A 14,477-nucleotide genomic window follows, 5' to 3' on the forward strand; every position below is an offset into this window, starting at 1 on the left:
GCCTAGATGTTTGATCTAGCTTTAGTTTTTAAATGACTGATCAATAAATAAATACATAAGATACCAATTCCTGCACAAAAGCCTAAAACACCAACCATTAAACCGAAATGATCAGATAAAAAGCCTGCGCTAATGATCGGCACAATGGTACCAAAATAGGCAATAAACAAATAAGTGGAAACCACAGCTGCCCGATTTTCAACATTGGTCATGTGGTGAATCAATGCAAAAGCACTCAGTAACGTTAAACCATGCCCCATTCCGACCAAAACCACACTCAAAAAGAATAAGAAACTCCACTGCATGGTCATACAGATCGATAAGATAATATAGCTGGAAATCAATAAGACTAAGCCAGTATTCAATGCTTTATGCATATCAAAAGACTTTGCGATAAATTGGACGATTGCAGAAACCATTAAGATACTGGCAATGGTTGCACCACTGACCAATGGCCCATGCCAAGGAATCACATCTCGAATAAAGGAGGGTGCCAATGAGGCAAATAAACTAAATGAGCCAAAAGCACAGAATGCGGTAAAACTGGCGATATAAAACAGTTTTTTAAATTGAGCTTCTGGCAGTTGTAAGTGGGGCGCAATAGAAAATGGCTGCCTTTCAAACCTCATGGTTTTAATCGTAAATAAACTCAGCAAACTGATGATTGCTGCAACAATTACGGGTAAATAAGGTGTGACAAGTGGGCGATCAGAAAATTGTGCGATTGCACCACCAATAAACGGGCCAAGTCCAAAGCCAATCACGGTAATAATTGAACTTAACTGTGCTGCATTCTGCTTATGTGAGTCAGGAATGGTATAAATCAAACCTAACATTGCGGAGGTACTGATCAACCCAGAGGCAATACCAATAATAAAGCGCCCAAATCCAAGCAAATATGTGGTTGATGCAAACACTGAAAGTGTTAAGCCAATCACAGCAAACAATAGCCCGATTTGTAAGGTACGAATAAAACCAAAACTATTACTGCTACGTCCTAAAAATAATAATGTGGTTAAGCAACCAAACATATAGGCCACGAAAATATAGGTGATCTGGCTTGGAAGTAATTGCCAAAGTTGTTGATAAATTGGATATAAGGGGCTAGCAAGCGCTGTACCAATCGTACCAATACATAAGGCTAGGCTGATCATTAAAAATGAACGCCATGATTGTTGATTCATAAATATAGGACTTCAAATGCAAATGTTTTGCAGATAAAAATGCCAAACCTGTTCAATACAAAGTTCGGCATGGAAGGAATTGAGTATGGAAAGATTAAAACTTAATCAGTAAAGGGTCAATGGAAACTTAAACATTCAAGCACAGATGACTGTGAATTGAGTTATGAATAGCGTTTTAGCAACTTTAAAAATTCTTGTAATTCAGCTTCATCCACGGCTTGGGTGTCTTTAATCACATGCTCGGTTAAATGCTGCTCAATCAATTCATTCATTAAGCCATTCACGGCACCTTTAATTGCCGCAACTTGCTGTAAAACGCTGATACATGAGCTGCTTTGATCATTCAAAGCTTCTTCAATCGCATGAATTTGTCCTTTTAGTCGTTTCACACGATTGAGGACTTTTTTATCTTGATGTAAATGACTCATAAACTAATCCGCTATTTTATATACTCCCTTATAGTATATTTTAAATTGAAATTATATACTTGAGGGGAGTATATAGGATCATGTCTCATGCAATTCAAAACCATTCAGCGAAAGCATAGCCATCAATTTGATCAAGGTAATCCTTTAGCACAAAAGAAAATCTTATGGGCGACCATTTTGACTGGATTGATGATGTTTTTTGAGATTGCGGGAGGCTGGATTTTTAATTCCATGGCATTACTCGCAGATGGTTGGCATATGAGTTCGCATATGCTGGCATTAGGCTTGGCTTATGCTGCTTATCGAGCCGCTCATTATTATGCGCAGGATTCGCGTTTTAGTTTTGGCACATGGAAGATTGAAATTCTTGCTGGCTATAGCAGTGCAATTCTATTGATGGTGGTGGCCTTATTTATGGCCTTCCAGTCGCTAGTGCGTTTATTTCATCCTGTACAGATTCATTATAATGAAGCGATTTTGATTGCTATTTTAGGCTTATTGGTCAATTTGGTTTGTGCATGGTTATTACACGATCATGCTGACCATCACCATCATTCACATATGCATAATGACCATCATGGACATGATTTAAATCAAAAAGCTGCGTTTTTACATGTGGTTGCAGATGCACTGACCTCTGTCTTGGCGATTATTGCACTCTTTGCTGCAAAGTATTTGGGTTGGGATTTTTTGGATGCTGTATTGGGGATTGTTGGGGCAATTTTAGTCGGACGTTGGTCATTGGGTTTAATCAAAGAAACGGCCCAAACATTATTGGATGCGGAAATGGATGATCCTATCGTCGAGGAAGTACGTAAAGTGATTGAGCGTCTAAATGTTGAAGCCCAAATAACCGATATTCATGTGTGGAAAGTTGCTAAAGGCAAATTTTCAGTGATTTTAGCGCTTGAATCCAATGATAAAAATTTAAATGCAGATCAGGTACGTCAGGTTTTATCTATTCATAAACAATTGGTGCATATTTCTGTTGAAATCAATAAAACCGCGATGTTTAGTTGGGTTTCACGTGAAACCTGAGCAAGAATAAAGTACAGCTTTTTTAACAGTTCAAGGTACTATGATTGGCAGAGAACCATTGCAATCAGAGATAAGGATCAATCACAGTTTTTAAACAAGTCAGTTGATGAATTATGCTTTAATGCATCTCAATATTTATTTTGATTTTATCGATTTATGTTAAAGCAATTTATCGCATTGAGCTTAAGCCTAGCTTTTTGTACAGCTGGTTTTGCCAGTGTTGAAACTGTGAAAGCAAAATTAGCCCAGCAGTATCCCAATGTAAAAATTAATAATCTGCAAATCACAGAAATGCAGGGTTTATATAGTGGAACCTTGGATAATCAAATTGTTTATGTCAATGAGGATGCTCAGCATTTATTTATTGGTTCAATGATTCGTTTGAAAGATCAGCATAATTTAACTAAAGATTTAGCAGTTAAAGAAAATACTATAGATTTTAAAGCCTTACCTTTGAATGATGCGGTAAAAACAGTCAGGGGGAATGGTAAGCGTCAGCTTGCAATCTTTTCTGACCCAAATTGCCCATATTGCAAGACTCTTGAAGGGAATTTAGCCAAGCTCAATGATGTGACAATTTATACATTTATCTATTCGATCAAAGCACAATCGATTTTGCCATCTAAGCAAGTATGGTGTTCTGTAAATAAAGAATATGCATGGAAAAATTTAATTCAAAATGGGATTAAGCCGACAGCGCCAGCAAATTGTGCAACCCCCATCGAGCGTAATTTGGAATTGGGTAAAAAATTAGGTTTGCATGGAACACCAGCGATTATTTTCTCAAATGGTTATAAAGTCATGGGCGCCTACCCTGCTGAAGAAATTGAGAAAATATGGAAAAATTTTGGATTATAAACAATACTTAGAAAGCTAACGACGTAAAAAAGCACCCATTCAAGGTGCTTTTTTTATGGAGAAGAAAATTTAAGTACGTTTGGCAATCATGTTATAGATAAAGAGTACAACTATTGCGCCAATGACTGAGGCAATAAATCCAGCTGAGGCACCTTTTGGATATAAGCCGAGTAATTGACCACCATAGGTTGCAACTAATGAACCTACAATACCAAGTGCTGTTGTTACAATGAAACCAGCTTTGTCATCGCCTGGATGAATCGCACGTGCAATCAAACCTGCAATAAAACCAATCACAATTGCACTAATCAGTGACATCATAATCTTTCTCCTTTTTCTTTATTTTGTCGTGAGTTACTGTGTCGAATGAGTTTAATAATCAAATATTCTGTTGTGAAGTAAAAGCGCTTATTTGCTACAAGTTGTTGCATTTTTGTTCACTATAACAGCTAAAAAATAAAAAAAAGCGACCGAAGTCGCTTAACTCATTTTAGTTAAAATGATGTGATGAAGTCTCAATTAAAGACCAATTTCTCCAATAAACGGAATATGACGATATTTTTGATCATAGTCTAAGCCATAGCCCACAATGAATTTATCTTCAACTTCAAAGCCAAGAAATTTCACGTCTAAATCGATTTCACGGCGAGACGGTTTGCTGACTAAAGTACAAAGCTCGATCGAATTGGGATGCCGTGTACTTAAAATTTCCAATACTTTGCTTAAGGTATTGCCAGAGTCAATAATATCTTCTACGACTAAGATATCCTTACCGCGAATTTCGCCATCTAAATCTTTGAGAATTCTGACATCACGAGAAGATGTTGTACTGCCACCATAGCTTGAAACGGTCATAAAATCGAGTTCATGAGTTTTGCTGATTGCACGACATAAATCAGCCATAAAGATCACTGAACCACGCAATAAACCAATTAAGACAAGTTCTTTATCGCTATTGGCATAATGTGCATCAATTTTTTTACCAAGTTCCTGAACTTTTGCATGAATTTCTTCAGCAGAAATCATCACTTTCATTTCAATAGTCATGGGAAATACCTAAAAACGTAAACATCAAATTCTAAAATTAAAAAAGGTGTTGACTAGCAACACCCTAAAAGATGACATAATTTTAAAACATATCAGATCAAGATGCATCTTTTTTGACATTTGAAAATGTAAATGTCCTAATTTAAACCAAAATGATTAATGTGCATCACGTTTTAAAATGAATGCACAGATCACAAAAACTGTACCAATCAAAATTAGTTTTTTCTTCGATTTACGCGTTTTTTGTTTCGCTTTGCTCATAGGTTTTTTGTCCATAAATATAGGTGGCTTGAATATTACGATCATCCCCCATGGTAAATAAGGCAAATAATGCATCGTCTATGTTTTTAGCACGTTCCTGACGCAGTTGTTGTAGCGCCGTTGCTTTTAAATCTAGCACAACAAAATCGGCTTCTTTACCGATATTGAAATTGCCCAATTGCTCATCCAAATGTAACGCTTTCGCTCCACCAAGTGTTGCATGGTAAAGCGCTTCCATTGCCGAAAGTTTATCACCTTGGAGTTGTTGCACTTTGTAGGCTTCATTGAGGGTTTGTAATTGGCAAAAGGCTGTTCCTGCACCAATATCTGTCCCTAAGCCGACTTTCACCTGTTTTTCCCAGGATTTTTTTAATGGGAATAAACCACTTCCCAAAAATAAATTGGATGTCGGGCAAAATGCAATCGCTGAATCAGTTGCATGCATACAATCCCACTCATGCTCTTCTAAATGAACACAATGTGCGAAAACAGAACGCTCTCCTGTTAAACCATAGTGGTGATAGACATCCAGATAACCTTTCTGCTCTGGGAATAAGTCTTTGACCCATGCAATTTCATTTTTATTTTCACTAAGATGGGTATGCACATATACCGTTGGATACTCTGCTTTTAACTGGCCTGCTTTTGCCAATTGCTCAGGTGTAGAGGTTGGAGCAAAACGCGGGGTAATGGCATATAGGTTACGACCTTTACCATGCCATTTTTCAATCAGTGCTTTAGAGTCAATATATGCACTTTCAGCAGTATCTGTGAGTGCTTCAGGTGCATGACGATCCATCATGACTTTACCTGCGATTAAACGCATCTGATGCTGTTCTGCAGCTTCAAACAAGGCATCGACTGATTGCGGATGTACTGTACAAAAAACCAGTGCTGTCGTGGTTCCATTTTTAAGTAATTCTTGGACAAAAAACTGTGCGATTTTGTCGGCATAGGTTTTATCTGCAAACTGAATTTCTGTTGGAAAAGTATAAGTATTTAACCATTCTAAAAGTTGTTCACCATATGCACCCACCATTTCTGTTTGAGGAAAATGGATATGGGTGTCTATAAAACCAGGCACAATCAGTTGTTCTGGGTAGTGATCAATTTGAATATCATCTGTCAGGTGAGACTGTGCATTTTCCCAAGGGCCAAACCATGTGATTTTACCTTGCTCTGTGATGAGTAAACCATCTTCGATATAACGAACTTCATCAAATATTTGAGCTGCTTGAGAAACGGTATTTTTAATATCAAGAAAACGCCCACGAACCGCTGTTTTCTGTACAACACAAGACATGTAAAACCTGCAATTTATCCTTTTTTCGATTGATTGTACCTGAAATTTGTATCAGGTGTTGTATGCAGTTTTACGCGAAAGCATTCTAAAAAATTGAATAATGTTATTTTTTATTGTTTTAGCAGCGAGAATTTTTTATCGAAATATAACTAAAATTAGTGGTTAAAGGCATATTCTATATTGTGAGTTTATCTTTATAACAATAATCGGTAGAGTCTAGTAAAATGGTGAAATAAGACAATAATGGACAATACTAGGCAGTTAAAACAGATCATCTATTCATGTCCTGAATTGATGCTCCGATTACAGTATTTGCGAGATATTCATGCACATGCATATTTGAGTGCAGGTGTAATTCGTAACTTGGTATGGTCTATTTTACATCATCAGGGTTATGGATTTGATCAGATTGAAATCGATGTTATTTTCTATGATTTAAATGATCAACAAGGCCTTAAAGAGCAACGTTTGACTGAATTGTTAAAGCAAAAATTTCCCAATAATGAATGGGATGTGGTTAATCAAGCCTATGTGCATTTGTGGTATAAAACAGATGATGGATGTTCTATCTCTCAATACCAATCCTTATTCGATGCTTTATCCGTATGGGTTGAAACGGCAACTGCAATTGCAGTACGTTTACTTGAAAATGATGATATCGAAATTATTGCGCCGTTTGGACTAAATGATTTGTTTGAATTAAAATTAAGATGGAATAAACGTTTAGTCAGTTATCCAGTTTTTTTAGCACGGATTCAGGCTAAACAGTTTTTGATCAGATGGGAAAAGCTGCTTGTTGTGGATGATTAGGCGATCAGGATTTAAATCAATCAAAGCATAGTGAAGAGCATACTCCAAGACAACAGATGGCTATTACAACAGATGATTATGCTGATGGATAAAGATTTCATTTCCATACTGTCTATACAATTTAAATCGTTGAGTATTATTGTTGATCATAAAAAAGCCTTCCAATTGGAAGGCTTGATCTAGTGTTTATAAGGTTGTTTCATGGTGCTTTTTGCTATGGCGAATAGAGAGCCAAGCTGTAATTGCCAAGACAATCACAATGAAACCTAACGAAATCCAAATCGGCATATGGAAGACATCCAGCATTAACATTTTAAAGCCAATGAAGACTAAGATGATGCCTAGGCCATAAGGCAAGTAATGCATTTTAGACGCGGCACCCGACAATAAGAAGAACATTGCACGTAGACCTAAGATCGCCATTAAATTCGCAGTTAATACAATAAAGGGGTCACTGGTCACCGCAAAAATCGCAGGAATAGAATCGACCGCAAAGATCACATCGGAAGCTTCAACTAAAATTAAGACAAGGAATAACGGGGTTGCCCACAACACGCCATTTTGACGAACAAAGAATTGAGCACCTTCTAATTTTGGGGTGATTCGCATGTGTTTACGCAACCATTTTAGAATAGCCATATCTTCGATATTGGTTTCTTCTTCATCCTGTCCTTTAAGGAATTTATAGCCTGTATAAACCAAGAAAGCACCAAAGAGATAAAGCACCCAAGAGAATTCTTGAACGAACCATGCGCCAATAAAAATAAAGATGGTACGTAAAATAATTGCACCTAATACACCATAGAGCAGAATTTTACGTTGTAAGCCTTGTGGAATTGCAAATGCAGCAAAAATCATCAACCAGACAAAGACATTGTCGATCGCTAACGATTTTTCAAGTAGATAACCTGCAAAGTATTCCATGACTTTGCTATTGGCAATAGAAACACCCGCGGTCTGTTGTAAATACAGCCATAAACCACCACCAAATAATGCTGCAACACTGACCCATGCAATGCTCCAATAGGCAGCAGTTTTAATTTTGACTTCTTGCCCTTCTTTTTGTTTAAAGCCTAAAAAGTCGATCAGTAGCATGACAATAACAATAGCGAAGAACGCTAGATACAGCCATGGATTGCCAATAGTTTCCATAAAACTCTCCGAATCTGGCAATCAGGCATAAAAAAACCTTGACCTGTTGCCAGATGATTAAACATCTGTGTCAACATGATCAAGGTCTTGCCTACATTTGAGTTATGTACATCAATCTCAAATGCTCAGATACCGGCTTTTTTCAAAGCGTAATGACGATATTCTGATTAAAGGAGGCTACTCCCCTTGTTCAATATACTGTGTAAGAAATCTTTCATTTCTTAATATCTAGTGAGAATCGCATATTTATTAAAAATGTGCAAATTTTGAATGTATTTTTATGTAGTTTATTTTATGTACAAAATTCAGCGCTGGTTTTTAGCGCAACAAAAGCTTGATTAAGTGTTGAATTATGATGCTGAATAATACGGTCAGCATTGAGAACCTTTGAATCGATTGTGCTATGCGCATCTGAAATTAATATCACTTTATAATTTAAGTCTTTTGCCGCACGACTTGTGCTATCGATACAAAATTCAGTTTTTAAACCACAGATGATCACTTCTTCAACATTTAACGACTCTAATTGTTGTGCTAAATCTGTTTGGAAAAAGCAATTTGGCCGTGTTTTTTCTAAGATGTAATCTGTATTAGGATCAATATTTAATTCAGCGATAAGTTGAGTCATTGGACTATTTGGGGCGAGTCCTGTGTCTGCTAGACCAACATGACGTATCGCAAAAATCGGAATGTGTTTAACACGCGCATATTCAATGAGCTGATTGATGTTTTTCAACAATTGATCAGCTTGAAATGGAGGATGCTGTGCATGAAATAGGCCATTTTGTAGATCAATAACGAGTAAGGCTTGTTTATTGTGATACTCAGACATGAGTTTCTCCGTAAATATTGACCAAATCACGGAGCAAAAAATAACCCCGCTCATTGGCAGGGTTGGTTTCTACATTTTATTTTAAATGTATACATCCACACTGCCGATGCAGCGTGGTGGTTAATAATTTAAATAAAATGATGGGTTGCATTGATGATCATTGTTTTATCAAAGTACTTTAATGTAAGTTAAAGTTTTTAACTCAGCATGTCACTTTAAATCTTGTAAAAAGATATTTAGGGTCTGTTGGCATTTCATAAATGGCTTGCGTTGTAGGTTAAAATTGAGCAGGCAAGGCATTAAACGAAGAGAATAGTGGGTCTATTTTCGAGTTTCATAACGAAGGCTGAGATAATTTTAACCACAACCCTTCGGGACTAGTGTGTTTTTTGCCGCTACGTTGTTACGAACTACTTATTTAGAATGACTAAATTTCGTATTTCGCGCCTAGTATCGCCTAAAAAACACACGTAGTCGCAAACGTAGACGAATTGTCAACAGACCCTATTTTTTTGAATAAAATCTTTACGTTGTACAAGCACTAAAGCTAACAGGGTCCCAAGAACAGCAATCATACCGCCAACGATGCCAATATGATTGAGCCCATAATTGGTAGTCACTATGCCACCCAGCAAAGCACCTCCCCCAATGCCCACATTATAGAGCCCTGAATAAATCGCCATTGCGACATCAGTTGCATCAGAAGCTAAAGCCAAGGTTTTAGCTTGTTGAGCTAAGCTAAAGCAAATAATTGCCATACCCCAAAATAAACTCAGTAGACTAAAGTTGGTAAAATCAGTGCTCAGTGAAGTCAGCAATAACATCGAAACAGCCAATACAGCACTACTTAATGGTATTGGAAATTTTGGATATTTTTTGGCAAATTTACCAAATAAATAAGAGCCAAAGAAACCCGCTGCGCCATAGATTAATAATAAGGTTGTAGTCTGTGTCGAGCTAAAATGCGCAACATTCAGAGCAAAAGGTTCGATATAACTGTATGCGGTAAATTGCGCGGTAATCACAATAATGGTCAGAGCAAAAACAATCATTAGGCTTGGGCGTTTTAAAAATACCTTTAAACTACTCAGAGAACCTGAATTGACGCTTGGTAAGCGTGGCAATGTTTTGGCTAAGATGACGCAAACTATAGCCGCACCAATTGCAATCAAAGCGAAAGTATTACGCCAACCATAAGATTCACCAATCATTCGTCCAAATGGAATACCTAAAACCATCGCCAATGCTGTACCTGTGGCCAATAGCCCCAAAGCTTGAAATTCCTTACCTTTGGGGGCGACTCGTACTGCCAGTGATGCAGTGATTGACCAAAATAAAGCATGAGAAAATGCGATACCAATTCGACTGATCAGGAGTACATCGAAACTCCATGCAAAATAAGATAATGCATGACTGGCCACAAAGACCATAAACAAGATGATCAGTAAAAACCGTCGTTCAATATTTTTGGTCAATAACATGATCGGCAATGAAATGGGTGCAACGACCCATGCATATAGAGTAATCATGATGCCAACATCAGTTGCAGGCATCGCAAAGCTTTTTCCAATGTCACTCAGTAAAGCAACAGGAACGAATTCTGTGGTATTGAAAATAAATGCTGCAAAAGCAAGGCTAATCACACTGATCCATTGCTGGGATTCACTGGGGGCAGATTGTGGTGTTGAAGTTTGGGGAGATAAGGCAGACATGGTCAATATTAAAAGAGGTTAGCGCTAAATTTTAGGCTGAATTGTGGAAAAAGTTAAGCTAAGTTTGTTGTATAAAAAATAGAACTGTCAGACAAAATTTAACAATAATTCAAATATAGTTATGGCATTTTGAATAGGCCTATAAATTTAAACGTATATAAGAGTAAATAAAATGTTAGAAATCAGACATAAAGATGATGGTAAAAAAGGTGAATTTTATATTGGTGAAGAAGGTCACCATTTGGCTGAAATGGCGTACACATGGGCGGGTGAAAATATGTTGATTATTGATCATACAGTTGTAGAAGATGAATTGCGTGGTCAAAGTGTAGGTCGAAAATTATTAGATCAAGTTGTAGAAATGGCACGCTCAAAGAATGTAAAAATTATTCCACTCTGCCCTTTTTCAAAATCAGTGTTTGATAAAGATCAATCGATTCAGGATGTTTTGAAATCTTAAGTTTGCTTTGCTACAGTGGAATAGTGTTTAGAACATCCATGAGAAAAATATATGCAATTCCAACATGTAGATAATCAACAAAAAGGTGAATTTTACTTCGATAATGAACAAGGTAAGCGAATTGCTGAGATCAGTTATTTATGGCATGGTGAGCATCAGATCATTGCGAACCATACCTGGGTAGATGACTCCTTGCGTGGTCAAGGAATTGCGCGTCAGTTGTTGGATACTTTGGTTGAATTTGCACGTGAAAAGAAGCTTAAAATTGTACCAACTTGTTCCTATGTCGAAGTCATGTTTAAACGTGATAAAAGTTTTGTTGATGTGAAAGCTTAGCTGTATTGTGTGCCCAATGCTCATTGGGCCGTTCAGATTCATATTCGGTTAGAAGATTAAACATGTTTAAAAAAATGATAATCACTGTATTGTTATTGAGCAGTTCATCGTTCAGTTTAGCAATGAGTTGTTTTGAATTAAATTTGCAAACCTATAAAAAAGAGCAAGAAATACAGCCCCGTTGGGAGTTGTTAGGCAAATCTAAACATCGTATTTATTTTTATTCAGCGCCCAAAAACATCTGTAAGATGAATGATACTTTTGTGCTTCAAAATGATAATGTTACGGCTTATTCAATCTATAAAGACAGAAAAAAACAAGACTGGGTTTATGTGGTATTTAATGATCCAGATCAAAATATAGAAGATGATCTAGTTGAAGGGTGGGTCAAGCTTAAGGATTTTAAATTTATTGAAAGGACACCTTCAGTAAATCAATAAGAAAACCCACAAAATTTTGTGGGTTTTCTAAACTTTATTTCGACTTATTTTGCTTTTAAAGCTGCAATCAATTTTTGATGTAATCCACCAAAACCACCATTGGACATAATCACCACAGCATCGCCCTCACCTGCTTGTGTAATAACAGTACTAATAATGTCATCCAGTGTACGAGCCACAATGGCATTATTGGTTGCAGCGTCAATGACAGGCTTTAAATCCCAGTCCAGACCTTCAGGTTGATACCACATCACTTCATCTGCAAGACGTGCAGAATGTGCCAAGCCATCTTTATGACTGCCCATACGCATGGTATTTGAACGAGGTTCAATAATCGCCCAAAGCTTACGCTCACCTAAACGTTTACGTGCACCTTCAAGTGTTGTATCAATCGCAGTTGGGTGATGGGCAAAGTCATCATATACTTCAATACCATTTACCGTATCAAGTAATTCCATTCGACGTTTAACCCCACCAAAATTCGATAAGGCTTCACATGCTGTTTCAATTGAAACACCGACATGTTCAGCTGCTGCAATGGTTGCTAAAGCATTGGCAACACTGTGTTGTCCTGTCATATTCCACTTCACTTCACCTTTAATTACGCCGTGTTGAAGTACTTTAAAATGTGAACCATCCGCAGAAAGTTGTTCAGCATAAACTTCAGCGCTGTTATTGGCGTCAAGTGACGTACGTACTACAGGTGTCCAACAACCCATTTGCAATACTTCATCAATATTGGTTTCAGTGATCGGGGCAATAATACGACCTTCACTTGGAATGGTACGGACCAAATGATGGAACTGTTTTTGAATCGCTGCTAGATCATCAAAAATATCGGCATGGTCAAATTCAAGGTTATTTAAAATTGCAGTTTTTGGATGGTAATGTACGAACTTAGAGCGTTTATCAAAAAAAGCAGAGTCATATTCATCTGCTTCTACACAGAAGTATTTTCCACCACCTAAACGTGCGCTTTCACTAAAGCCTAAAGGTACACCACCAATTAAAAAGCCAGGATTTAAACCTGCTTGATCGAGTACCCAAGCTAGCATTGTTGTTGTGGTGGTTTTACCATGGGTACCTGCAACACCAAGTACATGTTTGCCTTGTAAGACATGGTCAGCAAGGAATTGTGGACCTGAAATATATGCTAAGCCTTCATTGAGCATATATTCCACTGCATCTATACCACGCTTCATTGCATTGCCTACAATGACAAGATCTGGATGTGGTTGTAAATGACTACGGTCATAGCCTTGCATTAAGGTAATGCCAGCATTTTCGAGTTGGGTCGACATCGGTGGATAAACGTTCGCATCTGAACCGGTGACCTTATGCCCTAAATCACGCGCTAATAGCGCCAAGGAACCCATAAAGGTGCCGCAAATACCCAAAATATGCAGATGCATTCGTGTTAACTCCAGTGCTTTTATAGACACATCACTTTGTTGTTGTGGTGTAGCCGTTTCATTTGATTTGAAAGCAACGATAGCAAGGGTTAAGGCGAAAAGATAGTTTTTCTTGTTACGATTTTAAAGGTGGGTTTTTATTGAAAATAATGAACTCTCACTTGGTATTTTTATTCTTCTAGCAATGCTAATATCGATTGAATACTCTGAATTATCTATTAAAAATGGATATACATGATTTTATCTTTCTGCTGATTAAAAATATCGCTTATTTTATTTTTTTGATTATTGTTTCTGCTTTGATAGCAGGCATTGCAAAAATAATATCCATACCTTTAATGGTCGCAGCTGTAATTTTAATCTTCTTCCAATATTTTGCGTTCATTTGGATGGGATACCTCAATACAAAAGAATCAAAAGATCACAAATTAAAAAATGGATTAATTTTTCATCTCATTTGGGTTGCTTTAATTGGCATATTGAGCTGATTTTATGATGATCAATCGCTATTGAAACAAGTATTAGATACTGTATTGTTGCTTGGTACTTTGGAAATAGGCTCGCTCATTTATTATTTCAAAAAACGTAAAAAATTACCTTAGTGCTTTAATGTTCAGACATTGAATGTTCAAAAATATATTTTGATAATTTAATTGGTATCAATATGGCTTTATCTCTCCCCCTTTTATTACTAATTATCTCCAACTGTTTTATGACCTTGGCTTGGTATGGGCATTTAAAGTTCTTGCATGACGCACCTCTGTGGCAAGCGATCTTGTTTGGTTGGATCATTGCCTTACTTGAATACAGCTTTATGATTCCTGCAACACGTCTATTGGCGCAACATGGTTGGTCGTTGGGGCAAATGAAAATCACCCAAGAAGTGGTGACACTGTTGGTGTTTGTTCCATTTATGATTTTCTTGTTTAAACAACCATTTAAATTAGATTATTTATGGGCGGGTTTATGTTTGATGGGCTGTGTGTTTTTTGTGTTTAGAAGCCAATAGATCAGCTATGATGTTATGAATTAAAAAGGATTACACTCAGACAGCATATTCATATTATGTCCAAATCTTTAGCAATTTTTCTGCTGTTTATATCTTCGAGATCATATTAATTCTCAAATCAAACGGCTTTTAGGTTGTTCCCTAAAAAAAAATTGACTTCCTACGTCTGTTAAATTTTCGTGAGATGAAAAATCA

16 protein-coding genes are annotated in these 14,477 nt (G+C 37.0%); 7 read left to right on the top strand and 9 right to left on the bottom strand.

Features of this window, described 5'->3' with window-relative positions; translation table 11 throughout:
• Positions 1-2: 2 nt before the first annotated feature.
• Together ACG9ZL_RS17590 and ACG9ZL_RS17595 are read right to left on the bottom strand one after the other, a co-directional pair.
• Positions 3-1,184, bottom strand: coding sequence for an MFS transporter (locus ACG9ZL_RS17590; protein WP_336954621.1), 1,182 nt, complete (start codon positions 1,182-1,184; stop codon positions 3-5).
• A gap of 161 nt (positions 1,185-1,345) precedes the next feature.
• Positions 1,346-1,612 carry a metal/formaldehyde-sensitive transcriptional repressor gene (locus ACG9ZL_RS17595; protein ID WP_004818177.1) on the bottom strand — a complete coding sequence of 89 codons (267 nt, stop codon included), beginning with the start codon at positions 1,610-1,612 and terminating at the stop codon, positions 1,346-1,348.
• An 87-nt stretch (positions 1,613-1,699) separates the two neighbouring features.
• On the opposite strand from ACG9ZL_RS17595, the gene dmeF reads away from it, so the two are divergent.
• Positions 1,700-2,650 carry a CDF family Co(II)/Ni(II) efflux transporter DmeF gene (dmeF, locus tag ACG9ZL_RS17600; RefSeq protein ID WP_419360960.1) on the top strand — a complete coding sequence of 317 codons (951 nt, stop codon included), beginning with the start codon at positions 1,700-1,702 and terminating at the stop codon, positions 2,648-2,650.
• Between the two features lie 156 nt (positions 2,651-2,806).
• Positions 2,807-3,508: a DsbC family protein gene (locus tag ACG9ZL_RS17605; protein ID WP_336954618.1), complete on the top strand. Its 702-nt coding sequence runs from the start codon at positions 2,807-2,809 to the stop codon at positions 3,506-3,508.
• Between the two features lie 69 nt (positions 3,509-3,577).
• Here the strand turns inward: ACG9ZL_RS17605 and ACG9ZL_RS17610 are convergent, their stop codons facing one another.
• The 3 genes from ACG9ZL_RS17610 to guaD all read right to left on the bottom strand — a co-directional run bounded on the left by ACG9ZL_RS17610 (position 3,578) and on the right by guaD (position 6,119).
• Complete coding sequence (locus ACG9ZL_RS17610; RefSeq protein ID WP_004718955.1) at positions 3,578-3,829, bottom strand: GlsB/YeaQ/YmgE family stress response membrane protein; 252 nt, start codon at positions 3,827-3,829, stop codon at positions 3,578-3,580.
• Between the two features lie 198 nt (positions 3,830-4,027).
• Positions 4,028-4,555, bottom strand: coding sequence for a hypoxanthine phosphoribosyltransferase (hpt, locus tag ACG9ZL_RS17615; protein WP_004718958.1), 528 nt, complete (start codon positions 4,553-4,555; stop codon positions 4,028-4,030).
• 232 nt (positions 4,556-4,787) lie between these two features.
• Positions 4,788-6,119: a guanine deaminase gene (gene guaD / locus ACG9ZL_RS17620; RefSeq protein ID WP_419360962.1), complete on the bottom strand. Its 1,332-nt coding sequence runs from the start codon at positions 6,117-6,119 to the stop codon at positions 4,788-4,790.
• A 243-nt stretch (positions 6,120-6,362) separates the two neighbouring features.
• Between guaD and ACG9ZL_RS17625 the strand changes: the two genes are divergently transcribed.
• The gene (locus tag ACG9ZL_RS17625) at positions 6,363-6,929 is read left to right on the top strand and encodes a nucleotidyltransferase family protein (protein WP_419360964.1); all 567 of its coding nucleotides are present in this window, start codon (positions 6,363-6,365) and stop codon (positions 6,927-6,929) included.
• 186 nt (positions 6,930-7,115) lie between these two features.
• Here the strand turns inward: ACG9ZL_RS17625 and ACG9ZL_RS17630 are convergent, their stop codons facing one another.
• The 3 genes from ACG9ZL_RS17630 to ACG9ZL_RS17640 all read right to left on the bottom strand — a co-directional run bounded on the left by ACG9ZL_RS17630 (position 7,116) and on the right by ACG9ZL_RS17640 (position 10,625).
• On the bottom strand, positions 7,116-8,081 hold the full coding sequence (locus ACG9ZL_RS17630; protein WP_004718969.1) for a TerC family protein: 966 nt from the start codon (positions 8,079-8,081) through the stop codon (positions 7,116-7,118).
• A 292-nt stretch (positions 8,082-8,373) separates the two neighbouring features.
• A complete protein-coding gene (locus tag ACG9ZL_RS17635; RefSeq protein ID WP_419360966.1) occupies positions 8,374-8,913 on the bottom strand; it encodes a cysteine hydrolase family protein in 540 nt (179 codons plus the stop codon).
• A 494-nt stretch (positions 8,914-9,407) separates the two neighbouring features.
• On the bottom strand, positions 9,408-10,625 hold the full coding sequence (locus ACG9ZL_RS17640) for a sugar transporter (protein ID WP_419360968.1): 1,218 nt from the start codon (positions 10,623-10,625) through the stop codon (positions 9,408-9,410).
• A 172-nt stretch (positions 10,626-10,797) separates the two neighbouring features.
• On the opposite strand from ACG9ZL_RS17640, the gene ACG9ZL_RS17645 reads away from it, so the two are divergent.
• The 3 genes from ACG9ZL_RS17645 to ACG9ZL_RS17655 all read left to right on the top strand — a co-directional run bounded on the left by ACG9ZL_RS17645 (position 10,798) and on the right by ACG9ZL_RS17655 (position 11,861).
• Positions 10,798-11,085 (top strand): GNAT family N-acetyltransferase, encoded by a 288-nt coding sequence (locus ACG9ZL_RS17645; protein WP_336954609.1) that lies wholly within the window; start codon positions 10,798-10,800, stop codon positions 11,083-11,085.
• A gap of 51 nt (positions 11,086-11,136) precedes the next feature.
• A complete protein-coding gene (locus tag ACG9ZL_RS17650; protein WP_336954607.1) occupies positions 11,137-11,421 on the top strand; it encodes a GNAT family N-acetyltransferase in 285 nt (94 codons plus the stop codon).
• 62 nt (positions 11,422-11,483) lie between these two features.
• Positions 11,484-11,861, top strand: coding sequence for a hypothetical protein (locus ACG9ZL_RS17655; protein WP_419328826.1), 378 nt, complete (start codon positions 11,484-11,486; stop codon positions 11,859-11,861).
• 44 nt (positions 11,862-11,905) lie between these two features.
• Here ACG9ZL_RS17655 and mpl read toward each other — a convergent pair whose 3' ends face one another.
• Positions 11,906-13,273: a UDP-N-acetylmuramate:L-alanyl-gamma-D-glutamyl-meso-diaminopimelate ligase gene (mpl, locus tag ACG9ZL_RS17660; RefSeq protein WP_336954604.1), complete on the bottom strand. Its 1,368-nt coding sequence runs from the start codon at positions 13,271-13,273 to the stop codon at positions 11,906-11,908.
• A 664-nt stretch (positions 13,274-13,937) separates the two neighbouring features.
• On the opposite strand from mpl, the gene ACG9ZL_RS17665 reads away from it, so the two are divergent.
• Positions 13,938-14,282 carry a DMT family protein gene (locus ACG9ZL_RS17665; RefSeq protein WP_034613299.1) on the top strand — a complete coding sequence of 115 codons (345 nt, stop codon included), beginning with the start codon at positions 13,938-13,940 and terminating at the stop codon, positions 14,280-14,282.
• Positions 14,283-14,477: the final 195 nt, after the last annotated feature.

This window comes from Acinetobacter legionensis, from assembly GCF_048551735.1.
Classification (GTDB): Bacteria; Pseudomonadota; Gammaproteobacteria; order Pseudomonadales; family Moraxellaceae; genus Acinetobacter.